Annotated in this window: 20 protein-coding genes, 1 tRNA gene and 1 pseudogene; 13 read left to right on the top strand and 9 right to left on the bottom strand. The window is 31.2% G+C overall.

The window, feature by feature from the left end; genetic code table 11:
* Window positions 1–67: 67 nt before the first annotated feature.
* Window positions 68–1,306 carry an SH3 domain-containing protein gene (locus tag EQM05_RS11790; protein WP_128750220.1) on the bottom strand — a complete coding sequence of 413 codons (1,239 nt, stop codon included), beginning with the start codon at window positions 1,304–1,306 and terminating at the stop codon, window positions 68–70.
* Window positions 1,307–1,466: 160 nt separating this feature from the next.
* Here EQM05_RS11790 and EQM05_RS11785 point away from each other — a divergent pair, with 160 nt between their 5' ends.
* The 5 genes and pseudogenes from EQM05_RS11785 to EQM05_RS11770 all read left to right on the top strand — a co-directional run bounded on the left by EQM05_RS11785 (window position 1,467) and on the right by EQM05_RS11770 (window position 7,431).
* Window positions 1,467–2,273, top strand: a complete 807-nt coding sequence (locus EQM05_RS11785) for an alpha/beta fold hydrolase (RefSeq protein WP_128750219.1) — start codon at window positions 1,467–1,469, stop codon at window positions 2,271–2,273.
* Window positions 2,274–2,442: 169 nt separating this feature from the next.
* Window positions 2,443–3,696, top strand: coding sequence for a transposase (locus EQM05_RS16250; RefSeq protein WP_128749244.1), 1,254 nt, complete (start codon window positions 2,443–2,445; stop codon window positions 3,694–3,696).
* 172 nt (window positions 3,697–3,868) lie between these two features.
* Window positions 3,869–4,003, top strand: a pseudogene (locus EQM05_RS16245) (alpha/beta hydrolase); the annotation flags it as partial.
* 13 nt (window positions 4,004–4,016) lie between these two features.
* Window positions 4,017–6,476 carry an ATP-dependent DNA helicase gene (locus EQM05_RS11775; RefSeq protein WP_128750218.1) on the top strand — a complete coding sequence of 820 codons (2,460 nt, stop codon included), beginning with the start codon at window positions 4,017–4,019 and terminating at the stop codon, window positions 6,474–6,476.
* 58 nt (window positions 6,477–6,534) lie between these two features.
* Window positions 6,535–7,431, top strand: a complete 897-nt coding sequence (locus EQM05_RS11770) for an HD domain-containing protein (protein WP_128750217.1) — start codon at window positions 6,535–6,537, stop codon at window positions 7,429–7,431.
* A 110-nt stretch (window positions 7,432–7,541) separates the two neighbouring features.
* Here the strand turns inward: EQM05_RS11770 and EQM05_RS11765 are convergent, their stop codons facing one another.
* Complete coding sequence (locus EQM05_RS11765; RefSeq protein ID WP_279222138.1) at window positions 7,542–7,796, bottom strand: MFS transporter; 255 nt, start codon at window positions 7,794–7,796, stop codon at window positions 7,542–7,544.
* Between the two features lie 199 nt (window positions 7,797–7,995).
* Window positions 7,996–8,730 carry a glycerophosphodiester phosphodiesterase gene (locus tag EQM05_RS11760; protein WP_128750215.1) on the bottom strand — a complete coding sequence of 245 codons (735 nt, stop codon included), beginning with the start codon at window positions 8,728–8,730 and terminating at the stop codon, window positions 7,996–7,998.
* Between the two features lie 256 nt (window positions 8,731–8,986).
* On the opposite strand from EQM05_RS11760, the gene EQM05_RS11755 reads away from it, so the two are divergent.
* Window positions 8,987–9,373, top strand: coding sequence for an IS1 family transposase (locus EQM05_RS11755; protein ID WP_128750214.1), 387 nt, complete (start codon window positions 8,987–8,989; stop codon window positions 9,371–9,373).
* Between the two features lie 262 nt (window positions 9,374–9,635).
* A complete protein-coding gene (locus EQM05_RS11750) occupies window positions 9,636–10,001 on the top strand; it encodes a hypothetical protein (protein ID WP_128750213.1) in 366 nt (121 codons plus the stop codon).
* Between the two features lie 154 nt (window positions 10,002–10,155).
* On the opposite strand, the gene EQM05_RS11745 is transcribed toward EQM05_RS11750, so the two are convergent.
* Window positions 10,156–10,758: a DUF4230 domain-containing protein gene (locus EQM05_RS11745; RefSeq protein WP_128750212.1), complete on the bottom strand. Its 603-nt coding sequence runs from the start codon at window positions 10,756–10,758 to the stop codon at window positions 10,156–10,158.
* A 116-nt stretch (window positions 10,759–10,874) separates the two neighbouring features.
* Between EQM05_RS11745 and EQM05_RS11740 the strand changes: the two genes are divergently transcribed.
* From EQM05_RS11740 to EQM05_RS11725, 4 genes are all read left to right on the top strand, one after another.
* Window positions 10,875–11,756, top strand: a complete 882-nt coding sequence (locus EQM05_RS11740) for a polysaccharide deacetylase family protein (protein WP_128750211.1) — start codon at window positions 10,875–10,877, stop codon at window positions 11,754–11,756.
* A 301-nt stretch (window positions 11,757–12,057) separates the two neighbouring features.
* Window positions 12,058–12,852 carry an HAD family hydrolase gene (locus EQM05_RS11735; protein WP_128750210.1) on the top strand — a complete coding sequence of 265 codons (795 nt, stop codon included), beginning with the start codon at window positions 12,058–12,060 and terminating at the stop codon, window positions 12,850–12,852.
* Between the two features lie 42 nt (window positions 12,853–12,894).
* Window positions 12,895–13,893: an alpha/beta hydrolase gene (locus EQM05_RS11730; protein ID WP_128750209.1), complete on the top strand. Its 999-nt coding sequence runs from the start codon at window positions 12,895–12,897 to the stop codon at window positions 13,891–13,893.
* 62 nt (window positions 13,894–13,955) lie between these two features.
* Window positions 13,956–14,030, top strand: a tRNA-Glu gene (locus EQM05_RS11725).
* A 105-nt stretch (window positions 14,031–14,135) separates the two neighbouring features.
* Here EQM05_RS11725 and EQM05_RS11720 read toward each other — a convergent pair.
* Window positions 14,136–15,329: a site-specific integrase gene (locus tag EQM05_RS11720; RefSeq protein WP_128750208.1), complete on the bottom strand. Its 1,194-nt coding sequence runs from the start codon at window positions 15,327–15,329 to the stop codon at window positions 14,136–14,138.
* Window positions 15,330–15,569: 240 nt separating this feature from the next.
* Between EQM05_RS11720 and EQM05_RS11715 the strand changes: the two genes are divergently transcribed.
* Window positions 15,570–15,833, top strand: a complete 264-nt coding sequence (locus EQM05_RS11715; RefSeq protein WP_128750207.1) for a hypothetical protein — start codon at window positions 15,570–15,572, stop codon at window positions 15,831–15,833.
* A gap of 2 nt (window positions 15,834–15,835) precedes the next feature.
* Here EQM05_RS11715 and EQM05_RS11710 read toward each other — a convergent pair whose 3' ends face one another.
* The 4 genes from EQM05_RS11710 to EQM05_RS11695 all read right to left on the bottom strand — a co-directional run bounded on the left by EQM05_RS11710 (window position 15,836) and on the right by EQM05_RS11695 (window position 17,812).
* Entirely contained in the window at window positions 15,836–16,216 is a 381-nt protein-coding gene (locus EQM05_RS11710) for a hypothetical protein (RefSeq protein ID WP_128750206.1), read from the bottom strand.
* On the bottom strand, window positions 16,209–16,676 hold the full coding sequence (locus EQM05_RS11705; RefSeq protein ID WP_128750205.1) for a hypothetical protein: 468 nt from the start codon (window positions 16,674–16,676) through the stop codon (window positions 16,209–16,211). The genes EQM05_RS11710 and EQM05_RS11705 overlap by 8 nt, the downstream gene beginning before the upstream one ends.
* A gap of 190 nt (window positions 16,677–16,866) precedes the next feature.
* On the bottom strand, window positions 16,867–17,304 hold the full coding sequence (locus EQM05_RS11700) for an ImmA/IrrE family metallo-endopeptidase (RefSeq protein ID WP_243108058.1): 438 nt from the start codon (window positions 17,302–17,304) through the stop codon (window positions 16,867–16,869).
* Window positions 17,305–17,344: 40 nt separating this feature from the next.
* On the bottom strand, window positions 17,345–17,812 hold the full coding sequence (locus EQM05_RS11695) for a helix-turn-helix domain-containing protein (RefSeq protein WP_128750204.1): 468 nt from the start codon (window positions 17,810–17,812) through the stop codon (window positions 17,345–17,347).
* 155 nt (window positions 17,813–17,967) lie between these two features.
* On the opposite strand from EQM05_RS11695, the gene EQM05_RS11690 reads away from it, so the two are divergent.
* On the top strand, window positions 17,968–18,213 hold the full coding sequence (locus tag EQM05_RS11690) for an XRE family transcriptional regulator (RefSeq protein ID WP_128750203.1): 246 nt from the start codon (window positions 17,968–17,970) through the stop codon (window positions 18,211–18,213).
* The last annotated feature ends 89 nt before the right edge of the window (window positions 18,214–18,302 follow it).

Raw genomic sequence — 18,302 nt, 5'->3', positions numbered from 1 at the left:
GAAGCAGCATTTTATTTAACTAATAGATAAAAATGGCTTACGAAAGTGTAAGCCATTTTTATAAATATTATTTTTTTATATAATCACTGTGAACATAACCTATGCTGTTGTTATACTGAACCTTGTACCAAAGTCCGTCGGTACCAAGGAGCTGCAGCTTTGTACCATTACTTAATGTACTTAATATTCTTCCATACCAAGGACTTGTCCTAAGGTTTAGAAAAGATGATGAATCCTTTAATGACACTGTAGCATAATTCGGATTTTTTACAGGGTTGTTTTCATTGCCCGAATTATCTTCCTTAACATAGTCTTTATATACGTATCCTGTTTTAGAGCCTGAGCTTATCTTAAGCCATTCACCAGTGCTTTCAATAATGGCTACCTTGGAACCATGCTGCAGGGTACCAATTACTGAAGAATTTAATGAAGCACTGCTTCTGATATTTAAACATGATGACTGGCTTTTTAAATTTACAGTACCATATTTATTAGAAACAACAGGGGTGGTATTGCTTTGCCCATTTGAAATGTCATTTCCTGCATCCTTTATGTACTTTGAATATACATATCCATAGCCGCTGCCATAGGAAATTTTATACCAGCTGCCCTGCTGCTCAATTATTTTTACTGAATCACCATTCCTTAGTGATCCAACAACAGAACTATTGGTATTGCTGGATGATCTCACATTTAATGAGGAACCTGCATTGCTTAAAGAAACCTTTGATGTTTTTGAATTAGAACCCTGAGAAGTATTAGAATTATCAGTATGGCCTGATGATTTTCCTTCTCCTATATAAATATATCCCTTTAAAAATATATTTCCTCTGTTTTTAATCTGTTCCTTGGATAATGCCTTCAAATGACCTTCATAATTTCCTCTTACCTGAAAATTACCTTCATTGAAAAAAACAGTGTCTCCAATTACATCCTCAACATAAGCAACATGTCCATAACCTCTCGGACCGCCATACCATACCACAATGGAATTTGGCTTAGGTTCCGTACCATAATTATAAACATGATCCCTTAAATTGGCATACCACCAATCTATGGCATTACCATAAAATTCGCTAGGCAGACTTATGCCCAGTTTTTCTTTTGCCCTTCCATATGCAAACCATGTGCACTGACCCTTATAACCGCTTTCAGTAAAAATATTATTACTATTATAAGCACTACTTGAAAGATCAGGAAGGTTAGGTGTTCCAGCAGCCTGTACAGGATTTGGCATTAATGCCGTATTTCCCACTAGAGCTGAAGCAATTAAAAATGCAAAAACCAGTGATTTTGATTTTTTCATGCTGAAAGCCTCCTTAGTTTTTTCATTTAAATTATCGAAGATTTTTATGAAAATATCATAGCTTTACTGGAAAAAATTTAACTTTTTTATTTTCATTTTAAATATTGAAGGATATATGAGCTTTATAAAGAATATAAATCTATATACGAGGAGGTATATTATGGGTAATAAAACATTTTATTTTAAGGATTCAGATGGAGTGAATATATTTGTGTATAAGTGGATGCCTGAAGGGGACATTAAAGGGGTAATTCAGATTGCTCATGGTATGGCAGAAACTGCAGCAAGATATGAAAGATTTGCAGAATTTCTTACGAAAAATGGCTATGTTGTGTTTGCTAATGACCACAGAGGCCATGGTAAAACCGCTGGCAGCGTTGAAAAGCTTGGATATATTGCAGATGAGGATGGATTTAACTGGATGGTAAAGGATATGCATGAATTAAACTGCATAATAAGAGATGAATATAAAAATATGCCTGTCTTTTTATTTGGGCACAGCATGGGATCATTTTTAAGCCAAAGATATATACAGCTTTACGGTAAGGATCTTAAAGGTGTTATTTTATCAGGTACAAATGGTAAACAGGGACCAATTATAGATTTAGGAATATTTGTAGCAAGTATTGAAATAAAGAAACATGGCAGAAAAGAAAAAAGCGAACTACTAAATAATATGTCCTTTGGAAGCTATAATAAGGCATTTAAACCATGCAGGACTGACTTTGACTGGCTTAACAGAGATGAGGCTGAAGTTGATAAATATATTAAGGACCCTTACTGCGGAACAGTTTTTACCACATCCTTTTATTATGATTTATTAAGGGCACTTAAGGATATGTATAGGCCTAAAAATATTAATGCTATTCCAAAGGAGCTTCCAATATACATCATGGCTGGGACCATGGACCCTGTAGGAAATAAGGGAAAGGGTGTTATTAAGCTTTATAACATGTCAGAAGTTTAGCACCTAAAAAAGTTTTAGGGCGCAGCCCGCTGATTTATATTGATTTGCTAGTATTTAATAAAAACATTGTAAAATCCGATTTCTACTGGAAATTATAAAAAAAATTTGCATAATAAAAGCATCCTTTTTATAATAGTTTTGCACAACACAATAGAAAGGATGCCTTAAGATGAATAAAAGTTATTTAAAACAAATGCTCACCTATATTAATAAAGTATACGATATAGGTGAAAAAATCAATACCTTAGAGGATAAAAAGATAAAATCTCTAGTAAAAATTTCAACAATCACCTTTGTAGTTTTGTTTGGATTTATGCTTCAAATAAGAAGTTTCAACAGGTTAGAGCATTGGCTTAAAAAAGGTAAATTTAAAAAAGTATTACCTAAAAACACTAAAATGATTCACATTGATGCCGTTAGGCGCTGCTTAAGTGATTTTGATTTGAATGGTTTGAAAAATATTCATGATAGTATAATTAGAACTACGATAAAAAATAAGATATTTAGAAATGGTACCATAGATGGCTTAAAGGTAGTTGCTGTAGATGGTGTAGAATTATTTGAAAGTGCTAAAAAATTTTGTGACAAATGTCTTTCACGAAAGAATAAGGATGGCACTACTCGTCATTTCCACAGATCTGTAGTTTGTATTACCGTAGGTTCGGATCCCCATGTTATTTTAGGACAAGAAATGCTTGAACCTAAGAAAGATAGTTCGAATAAAGATGAAGGTGAAATCACCGGAGGTATAAGATTAATAAAAAAATTATATCGTAAATATCACCATTTTGCCGATATTATAGTAGCTGATGCTTTATATTGTAAATCTACTTGGATAAAAGAAGTCCTTTCAATAGGAATGAATGCAGTAGTAAGAGTTAAAGATGAGCGTCTTCTCATTGTAAAGGATGCATTAGCTCTATTTAAGCGCCGTGAGGCTGATAAGAAATGGATTGTAAAGCAGGGAAGTAAAGACTATACCAAAATTAAAGCTTGGGATGAAGATAATTTTGAAATATCAGATCCGACTATCAAAGTTAGATTTATAAGGTTTATAGAAGAAATTCATACTGGAGATAAGGTAGAAATTAAAGAAGGCTGGATTATAACAACAGACAAATTTGCCTCAGTAGAAACCTTGTGGAAGATAATGCACAAGAGGTGGGATATAGAAAATAATGCCTTTCATCAGCTTAAAACAGAATGGCATTTAGATCATTGCTTTCTTCATAGCCCTACGGGCGTAGAGACAGTACTGATGTTTATAATTATAGCGTTTAATCTGATGCAGTTATATTTTTTTAGATGTATCAGAGGTTTTAGAAAGAAACGGATGCTTCAAATAGATATTATTGAAGATATAAAAGATGAAAGATTTACTATAGATGACAACTGGAATAATCCAATATTTAAAAAGACTTAATATAAAAATAAAATTGGAAATCGATTATTAAAATTTCTTAGGGTAAGGGTAATTATAACTATTTTTTCGACATATCGGTCTGTTGATTTACCAGCCATGTAAGAAAGTACAATAAAATACAATTCCAGTAAAAGTAAATCTTTTACTGGAATTTAGATGCGAAATCTCTGATAACATGTATAAAAGCTTGAATATAAAAGATGTAAAGTATAAACTATATAAAGATGGAAGACATGAAATTCTAAATGAAATAAATAAAGATGAAGTTATGACTGATATTGGAACATGGCTGAATAATCATATGTAAGGTTGTTGGTAATATGCAGGATAAAAAGCAAATTAAAATATCCATAAGAAATTTAGTAGAATTTGTACTAAGAGCAGGAGATTTAGATAACAGATTTACCGGCAGCAGCAGGGCAGCTGAGGGTACAAGAATACATCAAAAAATTCAGAAGTCATATAAAAAGCTGTATTCAAAGGAAGCTGATTTAATTAATGCAGCAGAAGAAAAAATATCCTACAGTGCCGAGGTGCCTTTAAAACTTATAACTGAGTATAAGGAATTTACCTTTAATGTGGAGGGAAGAGCAGACGGCATAATCATAAAAAATGATTTTGTTACCATAGATGAAATTAAAAGCACTGCAAAGCCCCTGCAGGAAATAGAACAGGATTATAATTTGCTGCACTGGGCCCAGGCTCAGTGCTATGCTTATATATATGCATTTCAGAATAATCTTGAGGAAATAAATGTACAGCTTACTTATTTTCAGATTAATACTGAGGAAATCAAGTATTTTAACAAACAGTTCAGCCTTAAAGAGCTGGAACAGTTTTTTTATGACCTTCTTGATAAATATCTAATCTGGGCAAGGTTTACCAGTAACTGGATTGAAGTTAGAGATAACTCCATTAAAGAAATTGAATTTCCCTTTAAAACATATAGAAAAGGACAAAGACAGATGGCAGTGGCAGCTTATGGCACCATTAAAGAGGGAAAGAAAATTTTTATTCAGGCGCCTACTGGCATAGGTAAAACCATTTCCACCTTATTCCCAAGTATAAAGGCCATGAGAGAGGGCTTTACCTCTAAAATATTTTATTTAACTGCTAAGACAATTACAAGAAAAGCTGCCGAGGATGCACTGATTAAAATGAAGCAGTGCAATCTGCGATTTAAAAGTATTACCTTAACTGCCAAGGATAAGATATGCTTTAACCCTGACAAAGGCTGCAATCCAAATGAATGTGAATATGCCAGAGGACATTATGACAGAGTTAATGAAGCAATTTTGGATATTTTAAATAATGAGGATATTCTCCATAGAAAAATAATTGAAGGCTATGCTGAAAGGTATCATATATGTCCCTTTGAATTTTCCCTGGATTTAGCTATATGGGCAGACTGCGTTATATGTGACTACAATTATGTTTTTGATCCTAGGGTATATTTAAAGAGATTTTTCGAGGGTACCAGCAATGATTTTACCCTGCTTATTGATGAGGCTCATAATTTAGTAGACAGAGCAAGAGAAATGTTTTCTGCTGAAATTGATAAAAAAAGTTTTTTAAATGTTAAAAAGATTATAAAGGATAAGTCAAAAAAGGTAAGCAGAGAATTGAATAAAATAAATTTATACATGCTTAATCTTAAAAAAGAACTGCATCAAGGCGGGAATATTGATGAAACTGCCGCGGAACTGCAGGGAAACATTGTAATAAGAAATGATAAAACTGTGGTTATTCATGAAAGCATGGATAAGCTGGTTTTTCAGCTAAGAAGGCTTAATGAAATAATTGAACAGTTTATTGCAGAAAACAAGGATAAAAGTGAGGATTTTCAGGAGCTTTTGGATTTGTATTTTCAGTGCAGTGCCTTTATAAGAACCAGCGAGCTTTATGACGAAAGATATGTTACTATTATTCAGGAGAATGATGGGAATTTAAGAGTAAAGTTTTTCTGTGTTGATCCATCATATCTCTTAAAGGAAACTTTGAAAAGGGTTAAAAGCGCTATATTTTTTTCTGCCACACTTACACCTATAGATTATTTCAGGTACATTCTTGGAGGAGAAGAAGGAGATTACATATTAAGGCTGCATTCTCCCTTCAGCATTGAAAACAGGCAGGTGCTTATGTGCACAAATATATCCACAAAGTTTAGAAACAGGGATAAAAGCATTGATGAAATTGTGCAGATAATTCATAAGTGTACATCTTTAAAAAAGGGAAATTATCTGGTGTTTTTCCCTTCCTATAAATATATGAAGGATACCTGTGAGACCTATTCCAATAAATATTCTGATTCAAAGATATTGCTGCAGGAGCCTGATATGGGAGAAGAAGACAGAGAAAAATTCCTTCAAGAATTTAAAGAAGAGCCTGAGGAAACTCTCATTGCCTTTGCAGTGCTTGGTGGTATTTTTTCAGAGGGAATTGATTTGAAATTTGATAAATTAATTGGTGCAATTATTATTGGAGTTGGTCTTCCTCAGATTTGCACAGAAAGGGATATTATTAAAAACTATTTTCGGGACAAAAATAATATGGGATATGAATACTCATATATATATCCTGGAATGAATAAGGTGCTTCAGGCAGGAGGAAGAGTCATAAGAACAGAAGAGGATAAAGGTATTATTTTATTAATTGATGAAAGATATAATACAAATACATATAAAAAACTGCTTCCCATGGAATGGTTTCCAAATTATACAGTTGGAAATATTAAAGCATTGACAAATTGTTTAAATGATTTTTGGGGTAATAATCATTAAAAATGAGAACACTATACAATGTAATATTTTTAATGGAAAATACAAATGAGGTGAATAAATGGAAATTATAAATTTAAAGACAGTTAAATATGGAGATATTTTAAAAACTGATTTTATGATAATGAAGAAGCTGGCCAGAGAAGGAAACAGAACCATTGCATACATAGGGAACAAAACAGGAGACATTAAAGCTTCCATTAGCGATGCTGATGATGTACTTAAGGTTGGAGACGTTATAAGGGCTGAAGCAGCTATGTCAAACCTTCTTGAAATAAATGAATTTAAAATATTAAAGGAAAGAAACCTGGATGATTTTCTTCCTTCTATTGGGGATTCCATTAATGTTATAATGGATGAAATAGAAAAAATAAGTTCAGAAGAATTTAAATCCCCGCAGTGTATTGAATTAAACAATTACTTTTTTAAAAATGAATCTTTTGTAGAGAAATTTAAAAAAGGCATTGGAGGAGTAAGCCAGCACCATAATTACAGAGGAGGTCTGGCAGAGCATACTTTAAATGTAATGTACCTTTCAAGAATACTTGCATATAGATATAACTGCAGAAATAAGGAAATAGCAGTTTTATGTGCAAAGCTTCATGATATTGGAAAGACAGAAGAGCTTTATGTGGACGGACCTTTTTCCTATACTTTAAGAGGTGAAATGGAAGGGCATATTGTTATAGGCAACTCCATGCTGGAGGAGGCCTTTAAAGCAAAGCCAGGTTTTTACACTGAGGACTTTATGGAAAGAGTGAAGGGATGCATAATACAGCATCATGGTAAACTTGAATTTGGATCTCCAAAACAGCCTAATATGGAAGAATCTTATATTGTGCACTTTGCAGACTATGCGGATTCTGTATTTAATAAGATAGGACAGATAAGACAGGGTGTAGAACCGGGAACCTGGTCACCATATGACAGAAGAATTGAAGGAAAACTCTACATATAAACACATGAATGTGTTTATATAAAGATTAAAGATTAAAGAACAAAGAACAAAGAAGGAAAGTTTTGCCCGGGGGCAAAACTTTAATTTAAAATCCTTTTTTGTTCTTTTATTTAGTTTCCGGAATTATTTACTTTTAATAGCAGCATAAGGGAAAGTATCATAAATACCACTGCATAAAAGAACATATATCTATAGGAGAAAATATTTATTATTGCTCCCAAAAGTACTGGTGAAAGTATTGCTGCAATGGAGGAAGCTGTATAATAAAATCCTGTGTATGCTCCAATGGTGGATTTATCTGCCATCTGTACCACAAAAGGATAGGAATTAATGTTTATTAATGCCCAGAAGAATCCACAGAATATAAATAATATCCTTAAAGCTCACTGGTGAAGTTTCATTTGAATCGTTTACATATATTGAATCTCTTTTTTCGTTGATATTTATAAACAGTATTATCTCGGCATAAAAGAATTATAAACAGACCAGGTAATACTTACAGCAAAAAATCCAAAGCCTAAAAGGAAAACTTTCTTATAACTAAATTTCATATTACACCGTCCTTTATTTATTTTTTAAAATAGAAGCCAGCTTATTTGGATAATTTGTTATTATTCCATCAATGCCAAGATTGATCAAAGCCTTCATGTGCACCTCCTCATCAACGGTATATGTATTGATTTTTAAACCTGCAGACTTAATATCATCCACAACTTCTTTATGTAAAACGCTGTAGAAGTAAGGATGCAGGGCATCTGCTCCTGTGTACTTTCCATACATTGAGGGATTATATAAACCCGCAGTATAAAGCAGTCCTGTTTTTATATTGGCATTGATTTCCTTGCAGGCAACCATGGAATAATGATTGAAAGATGAAAGTATACATTTGTCCAGCATCCCATGTTCAATTACCTTATCTATAACTATTTTTTCCAGGTTATCATACATTACAATACCATTTTTTAATTCTATATTTATAAGTATGTTGTTATTTTTACAAAGTAAAAGCAGTTCATCTAGTGTAGGTATTTTTTCACCCTTAAACTTTTTCCCAAATTTAATTCCAGCATCCAGTTTGCATAATTCTGCATAGGTATATTTTGAGAGAAGTCCTTTGCCTGTAGTGGTTCTGTCTAATGTTTCATCATGGCACAGCACTGCCACCCCGTCCCGTGTAAGCTGGACATCAGTTTCAATGCCGTCACAGCCTGCTTCAACAGCTTTTTTAAAAGCAAGCATGGTATTTTCAGGATATACTCCGCTAAAACCTCTATGTGCATAATTTAAACTCTGAGTCATATATAACCCTCCATCCTCAATTACAAATATATTAATAGTGTATTTTCTAAATTATGTATTTTATACTTTTATTATAACACCTTTTAACAAAGAAAAAAGATTAAATAACAAAGAACAAATATTGTTGGGGTTGTCGCACTAATGAATTTATATAAGCACTTATGGCTCTTTTAAATAATAGTGTTGATGTGAATAGGACAAACCCATGCTGGCAATAATTAAGTTAAGTACTTATTACCGAAGGGATTGGATTACCATGGAGAAGAAAAAATGTGCTGATATAAATATGTTATCTTATTTTACTTCGTTAAGACATGATTCCGAAAGAAAATGCCCGTATTGTAATTGCGCCCATACAGTGCTATACGGAAAATACAATGGTAAACAAAGATATATATGCAAAAGCTGCAAAAAAACCTTTAATGACTTTACAAACACACCAATTGCAAGGACTCATTTCCCTGATAAATGGGAATCATTCATTAGGTGTACCCTTGAAGGCTTGTCCCTTAAGGCGGCAGCAAGGGAAATTGGCGTTTCTTATGTAACACTATTTTACTGGAGGCACAAGCTGCTCTCTGCTTTAAAAATGGTTAAACAAAATAAAATGCAGGGAAAGTTCGAACTTTATAATTTCATTTAGTAAATCGCTATTTAAGCGAGCAGAAATACTGATGCTTCTACAGTTTTTTGAGAAGCTTAAATAGCTGATTTACTTTGAAATCTATATTGAAAATTTCTTCTTAAAATTCTCCCGGAAGGGACAGAAAAGCATTGAACATAATGAAAAGAGAGTTCATGATCAAAGCGTAAGTTACATTAATATCAGCAATAATAAAGTCTGCGTTATTACAGCACTGGATTCACATAAAAATATTTATTCCAGAGCAGTGGGCACAGGGCGTATGAATGCAATGGATATGGAAAATTATATTGGAAAAATATTAAATAAAAATAAGCAGGTAGTCTCAAGGCCGAAAAGCTTTTTTGCCATGTTCTTTAAAAGAAAGAAAATAAGGGAAATCAATAAATCTCTTGATAATAGCTCTGAAGCAGTAAAATACAGATGTGACTGTATGGTATGGATGTACCGTTTTAGAGGTGTAGCAACGAAATATTTAAATAATTATTTGAGTTTATTCAAATTCTTAAAGAGTTTCAATTTTAATAATATCTCATTTGAAATAAATAAATTAATAGAAAAAATAAGTAAAATTAATATCCAAAATACATATATAAATATGAGAAATGCTGAAGTCAGTTTTAATTGACTTGTCCCTAACGGGAATTTGCTAACGTATCAACACTATTGAATAAAAGAGCCATATACTTATACTAAAGCAGGAAAGATTAAAGAACAATTAAAGATTTTCTGCTAGGGCAGAAAATCCACAATCTTTAATCTTTAATCTTTGTTCTTTGGCTTTAGTCTTTAAGTAAAATGTTTACATTTTTAAATCCCAGTGACTGCAGGAATTCAGTTAAAAGAGTTTTTACACTTCTGTCACTTTCAGTTAACAATCCTTTTTTTATAGCATCCTGTTCCACTGCAGATTTTTGTTTTGAAATTTCAGTAATTATGTCCTGAAGCTGAAGCTTGTTGAATACGCTGGATTTTTCATCATATAAATGTATTGAGCTTTCATCTATTACATGATCAAGTATTTTAGACTTTTCCAGTGTTATGTTTATGGTATCCTTATTTTTTATATCAATTTTTGCCTTTGTAAGATCAACTCCGGCTTTTATGTATCCGTCATATTGAAGAAGAAAATATTTTTCTGTAAAGGGCATATCAATTCCGCCTATTGCTTTATTATTCTTAAGCTCCAAAACCTTGGTATATGAATATTTTGTAGTTGCCAGCTCTTTGATTTTAACCAGCTTCTCCTGAACTATACTGCTGGTTACGGCGTTTTTCTGTTTTATGCTTATTATTGTAAAAATGGATAATAGTATTATTACAAGGATTAATAATAGTGGCATAAATCTTTTAATTTTCTTAATTTTACTTGTTTTTGATTCCATAAGGGCTTGTCTCCTTTAAAATTTTATTAAAATGTAATTATAAATTAATTTATTGATGTATATTTTAGGCTATAATTTAGTCATAATCAAATAATTATTATGAAAAAGGTGTAAATATGAAAAAGATTATAGTAGCATTATTTGCTTTATTGTGTACATTTTTATTATATATAAATCTTAATAAAAATGTAACACATATAAAAAATGAAGATTCTAAAGCAAAAGTCAGCAGCAAGGTCAGTGTAAAGTACACTAAGTCTAGTAGTAATTCTAGTAGTACTATTTATTCTATTAAGGGTAAATCAGATAATATTACTGGAAAAAATCTTACTTTGATGAATGAATCCAGAGAAAGTAACAAAGCCATGGCTGTTAAATATCCTGGCAAGGTATTTATTAATGGAAACACCATGAAAAAGCAGGTAGCACTTACTTTTGATGACGGAATAGATCCAGTAATAACTCCAGACATATTGAAAATATTGAAGGAGAATAATGTTAAAGCCAGTTTTTTTGTAATTGGCAGCACTGTTATAAAAAATAGCAGCATAGTTAAAAAAGCATATAATGATGGCAATCTTATTTTAAATCACAGCTATAGTCATATTGAGCTGACAAAAGCTAAGGATCAGGTTATAAAAGATGAAATTGTAAAAACAGAGGATGCAATTTATTCTGTTATAGGTGAAAAACCTGATATAATAAGGCCGCCTTATGGGGAGATAGATGATAATTTAATAAAAATAGAAACAGAACTTGGATATAAGGCCTCTGTGCTTTGGTCAACAGACACATTGGACTGGTCACAAAAGGAACCTGACAATATTGTTAACAATGTTATAGATAATGTGCGCCCAGGTGAAATTATCTTAATGCATACAAATGAAGATAAATCTGCTACAGTAGCAGCTCTTCCTATTATTATTAAAAAATTAAAAGCAATGGGCTATGAAATCGTAACTTTGGATAAGATTTTAAATGTTCAGCCATACAGGTGAAAATAATAATATAACAGATAAATGAACTGTACTAATATATTTTTGAAAATGGCATAAAATAAATAAAAAATAATATTGATACAGAGCTAAGAAAATTGTATAATAGCATTATAGATTAATGATATTAACTAGAATTTATCAAAAGAACATTCCATACAGAATGCAGTCTTAAAAAATAGATAGAGAAAAAATAAGAGAATATGAACGCTGAACAGGCAGGCAAAGTTATTGCCTGCCTGTTTGGTATGATGGTTATATTATGTTATTATATAATAGAAAATATAAAAGCGGAGGAATATAAATGATAAAGTTAATTGCATCTGACTTAGATGGAACATTAGTTAATGACCAAGGCAAAATAAGCGATAAAATATATGATATGATTCCAAAATTAAATAAAAAAGGTGTAAAATTTGCAGCAGCCAGCGGAAGAACTTATTTGCAGCTGAAAAATAATTTCAAAAATGTTAACGGTAATATGGTATTTGTTGCTCATAATGGAGCTTTGATAAAGGGAAATAGGTCAAATAAGCCAATATATTCAAATTCAATTTCAGAGGGAAATATAAAACTTATATTAAGCCTTAAGCCTGAACTTGGTGAGGAAATGCTTTTATCTGCTGATGATGAGGCATTTGTTGTAAAACCCTCACATAAACTATTGAAAGAATTTAATGAAGGCGGAGTTCCATATGTAATATTGAACTCATATGATGAAATAAAGAAACCTATATATAAAGTTTCATATTATATAGCACCTGAAAACAGACGAAAAATCATGGAGTTTTTAAAGAATAATTTAAATGAAGATCTGGACTTTGTAGAATCTGGTGAAAAGTGGGTAGATATTATGAATAATGGAGTAAGCAAGGGAAATGCAATAAAAATACTTCAGCAGACGTACGGTATTGATAAGGAAAACACTATGGTTTTCGGGGATTACTACAACGATCTCACAATGTTTAAAAATGCAGCTTACAGCTATGCTATGGGTAATGCTCCAGAGGATGTTAAAAAACATGCCAAGTTTGTTGCAGACAGCAATAATGACAATGGTGTGTACAATGTAATAAGAAGGGTTGAAGCATCTATTTAATTGCGATTCAGACTGTTTTGAAATATGTGGAGATGAACATAAATGAAATTAAGGCATAAAAAGTTTATATTAAAAGCAGTTATTATTATTTCTGTAATTATATTTGTAATAGTAAATATTGCCGGAATTTACGTTGGAAACATATTTTATAACATGGTTTGTAAAATAAGCATTGACAGAACTCAGGATGCTTATGAAACATTTAAAAAGTCATTTAACTATGGCAGATTGAATGTACTGGATCAGGAGGATGTAAGCATTAAATCAAATTTTGGATACAAGCTAGATGGCACATATATAAAAAATCCATCTGAAACTCAGAACACAGTTATAATTCTTCACGGTATTACAGGAAGCAGATGGGAAGCTATGAAATATGCTGACATGTATCTGGATTTAGGCTTTAATATATTAATTTATGATTCAAGATATCATGGAAACAGCGGCGGTAATGATGTTTCCCTGGGCTATTTTGAAAAATATGATTTAAACAACTGTGTTCAATGGGTAAGACAGAAAAATCCAAAGGGCATTATAGGAGTCCATGGGGAGTCTATGGGAGCTGCTACAGCCCTGCTTCAGTCAAAGATGAATATGGACAAGAAAACAGTAAGCTTTTATGTGGTGGACTGCCCATATTCTGATCTTACAGAGCTGTTTGCCATGAAGTTGAAAGAAGAATTGAAACCCCATACAGATATTTTAGTAAATGGTATAATTTTTTACACCAGTTTAGTGGCTTTATATAAGTCAGGTTTTTCTATTTACTCAATATCACCAATAAAAGCCATAAAGGATGTGAGTACACCTATTATGTTTATCCATGGGGCAGATGATGAATTCATTCCTCCAACCATGACCATGGAGCTGTATTTTCAAAAGAAGGCTCCTAAAAGTATATATATAGCACAAAATGCAGGCCATGCCATGGCTTATCTAACTGACAAGCAGGAATATTCCAGCAAAGTAAGGCAGTTTTTGCAGGATATTAAAATAATAGATAAAAATAAAATACCCCCGGATTTAGCTGAAAATAATTAAATTACAAAAATCTATTGACAATCTGGGATATATATTATACAATGTAAAAGTCATGTTGATATGGCCTCTTGGTCAAGCGGTTAAGACGCCACCCTCTCACGGTGGATACAGGGGTTCGAGTCCCCTAGGGGCTACCAAATGTTATAGATAGAGAGTTTCAAGCTTTGAAGCTCTCTATCTATTTTTGTTTTTAACACACTTTTAACACATCAGCCATAAATATTTATAGAAACTTATATTTATTAAATAACAGAATTATTTAATAAGCTTAAAGTATCAACAGCTTTTTCTTTTTCTTTTTTCATTACGTGAGTATAGGTGCTTGCAGTAATATCAATATTAGCATGACCTAATAGTTTAGATATAGTTAATAATGGTCTATTATTCTCAAATTGTAGGGTTGCGTAAGTGTGTCTAAGAGCATGAAATTTTTTATGTTTTACTCCACATCTTTTAAGAAAGTATATCCAGGATTTATTTATATTACTAGCCTCAATATATTCTCCATTTTCTGATAAAAATATTAAGTCCTTATTATTTTCATTAAAGCTACCTGCAGCTTTTAACATTTCTCTTTTTTTAAGTGATATAGCTTGCTTAATTATCGGAATTAATGTCTTTGGTAAAGGAATATCTCTAAAAGAAGTATATGTTTTTGTATCATCTAAAAATGTTTTTTTATGCTTTTTACCTTTATCATCGAATTCATAAGTTGTTACCATAGCTCTTCTTATGTGAATTTCCTTATTTATATAGTCAATGTCGCTTTCTTTTAAGCCTAAAACTTCTCCTCTTCTCATACCAGTTGCATAAGAAATTAAAGCAATACATCTAATTTTTGTATTTTCCCTTTGATTTAATATTTTTACCATTTCTTCTTTTGAAAATACAGGCAATATTTTATCCTCTCTTCGAACTGCTAAAGAGTCTTTTGGAATAATTACTTTTTTGCCATCAGTGGGATTTTTAATTATATATCCACAATCAACACAATATTTTAAGAACTGCTTTAAAAGTTTATTAGCAGTTTTAATTACATTGCTGCTCTTACCACTTTTAAAAAGCTGATTATAATATCTTTGTATATCTATGGATTTAACTTTATCCAATTGCAGGCACGCAAGAGGAGAATTCTCAAAATAATTTCTATATACTCCTTCATATCTGGAGAAAGAAGCTAATTTTATCTGGCCAACTTTAACTACTTCGAATAGCCAGCTTTTCATAGCTGACCCTAACCACATGGTTTTGGTTTCAACTATTCCACTATTTATTTTATTTAAATAATCTTGCTTTTTATTTTCAGCATCTTTTTTACTGCTACCATAGAATTGTTTCCTCAATAATTTACCATTGCTATCACGGCCTATTGTAACTGTAATTCTATAATATTCCGTACCATTTACCTTTGTATTAGTCTTTGGCTTATTTGCCATTATATCGGCTCCTTTCAAAAAATAAAAACCCAGCACAATAAATGTGCGGGTTTCGTGGAACCTCTATAATAAGGATTTTAGTTGAATCTCTTTTGGGTTTCTGTTTATAATATAGCAAACTAATGTTTGTATGTCAATATAATTTATTTTAAAGATAATTATTTCAAAATATATGCTATTATCTTTGCTCTAAATGTAATATAATATATTTAAATCAAATAAATATTTGGTGGTGAATTTATGAGCTATATACAAAAGGAATATAGCAACCTATCTGAGGTTGAAAAAAATTTAATAATGGAAAATGCAAAACTTGAAGCTGTAATTGAGACAATAGAAAAATATAGGCCGTTGATAGAATTTGAAGGTAAAGAAAGTAAAACGGCTAGACTTTTTTCTGATTTATTAATTAGTATTTTAAAGGATTACGATAACATAAAATCAAATTTATTAAAAGAACAAATATCTGATTATGTTTTATGTAAAAGTCAACAGGTGAAATAGAATTAGCCTGCTGACTTTCTTACTAAATCGCCTATTTGTATAACCTTATCAGTGTTGTTAAGACCTCCGGTTATTTGCTTAGGATCAACAGTTAATGGCTTAATCTCCTCTTTTACAAAGCTTTGCAATCCCAATAATGCATTATATGTTTTAGTTTCAGTATTTCTACAAATGCACATTTTAGGAAACACATCTACAACCTCTATATATGCTTTAATGGTATCTAATGTACCAAGAGATTTATTAGTATCTGGATCTATAACTTCTTCTCCAATAGTGTAGATTTCAAGTTTAGAGCCTCTCTCTATAAGATCACTAGAACCTGCATTTACTACAACTTTCATATCATTAATAATTTTTACAACTTTAAATTGTTTATTCATCATCATCATCCCTTTCCTTTAATTCAGTATACATGGCTAATAATTTATTTCTTTCTTCATCATTTGAGGTTTTTACGGCATTTAAGAAGAATGTTTTAGTGGCCCAGTATAGCCGTTTATATTTTTTTAATTTGGAGTTTTTGTCATTGAGTTCTTCTATAAGAGCATTCCTATTGATTTCCACATTCTTAAAATCCTTTACAAAATTATCCATTACAGCTGTTTGATTTTTATATGTTTTAAAGAGTATATAAATAATATTGCATAAAATTACTATTACTACAATGATTGCATAGTAAATATAAATTGTTTTGTCCTTATCTTTATAGTATGAATAAATGGTAACATAAGCACTTATTAGTCCAATCACACTTAAGAACGGAGCTACAAATATATTTTTTATATTTAATGAGTTTTTAAGTTGGGCGGTTGTATCTTCATAATATTTTTCAATTTGCATATTAATTCCTCATTTATATTATATTCACCCTAAAGTGTGTATCAAATTTATATATAGGGCTGGTGCTCAAAGGCTCTCTGAATGGTCGTTTATTTTCAAGGCATAGTTTAAAATATATTTCTACAGTTTTAGACATTTTTCAACATAATACATTTATGCTAAAATTTTCTGCAAAGTATTTAAAAAATACTCAAATCTTAAATTTGAGTTCTAATAATTCTACTGGAAGTCCTTCACTTAAAGCAATTTCCTCTAAACTAAAATAGCTTGGATACTCTTTAATTAAATTGTCTGGAATCATTAATTGAGAAGCAAATTTATTAGCTTCAATTTCAAAGCTGTTTTTAACATAAAATGTATTGCGTTCCAAAAACAAAATATTTAACTTTGCATGAAGTATAGCATGTCCCAATTCATGGGAGCAGATAAAATCTTTTTCCTTTTCATCTAAATCCTGATTAATGTGTATAATTTTATTTTTAGGGCATGATTGGTAGAAACCTTTAATATTTTTGCCTAAAGGTTCCATCATAACTTTATAATTTAAACCACTTACTATTTCAAAGGCATCCCTTGTTTTATATTTTTTAATTAATTTCTTAACTATACATTCTATATCATTTTTCAAGATTAACTCCTCCAATTTTTACGACCATTACCCCCTATAATCATTTGTCTTCATTATCTTTATTTTTTCTATATTTCTTCGGTGTGTATTTTTTCTTGTTTGATATCTTAGCATAGGTAAGTCCGTTCTTAACGGCTTGCTTAAACAACTCAAGATCCTCTGCATCTAGTATTTCACCATTAAGCATAACCCCACCTTCAAGACCATTAAGAAACTGTTCTGTAGCTTTTTCAATATCTCTTTCATCCTTATCATTTAGGTCAGTGCTTTTATTTTCTCTTTTATATCCGGAAGCTTCTAACATATAAATTTCATCTACATCTAAATGCTTAGCTAATAATTTTAAAGTATTCAAGTCAGGATTGTTTGTAATATTCTTCTCAATTCGATTTATAGTAGTATTACTTATGCCAGTCACTTGTGCTAATTTCCTTTGTGAATACCCTTTATGATCTCTTAGTCTTTCAATATATTTTCCAAATGTTTCGTTATCCATTTTTTTTAACATGTAAAAACCTCCTTCTAGTAATATTTTACTTTATTTGTTGCATGTATGGAACATATTAATAAAAGATTTTTAAAAAAGTGTTGCATAAAAGTTACATATGGGCATATAATATAAACATAAAGTGTCACACTGATGTAACATAAGGAGGTGATAATGTGCAATCCCAAATTAAAGTAAATACAAGAAAGTTTACCGAGTTAATGAAAGTAAACAGCTTAAATAAATCTGATTTAGCTCAAAAATTAAATATCTCTAGGGCTCAGCTATGGAGAGTTTTAAATAATAAAAGCAATCCAGGCGAACAATTTATAGCAGGGTTTAAAGCTTCTTTCCCTAATGAAGAATTTGATAAATTTTTTTTAACTTGTGTGTTGCAGGAAAGTGACACAAATTCAACATAGTTATAGTATATGCAATTATTTAAAAAACAAAATAAAAAATTATGGGTTTCGTGGAAGAGAGTCTTTGAAAAGTTTATAAACAGGAGGAT

The sequence above is a fragment of the Clostridium sp. JN-9 genome (assembly GCF_004103695.1).
Lineage (GTDB): Bacteria > Bacillota > Clostridia > Clostridiales > Clostridiaceae > JN-9.
Note: the sequence above shows the minus strand (reverse complement) of the source record. Positions and strands in the feature narration are given on the sequence as shown.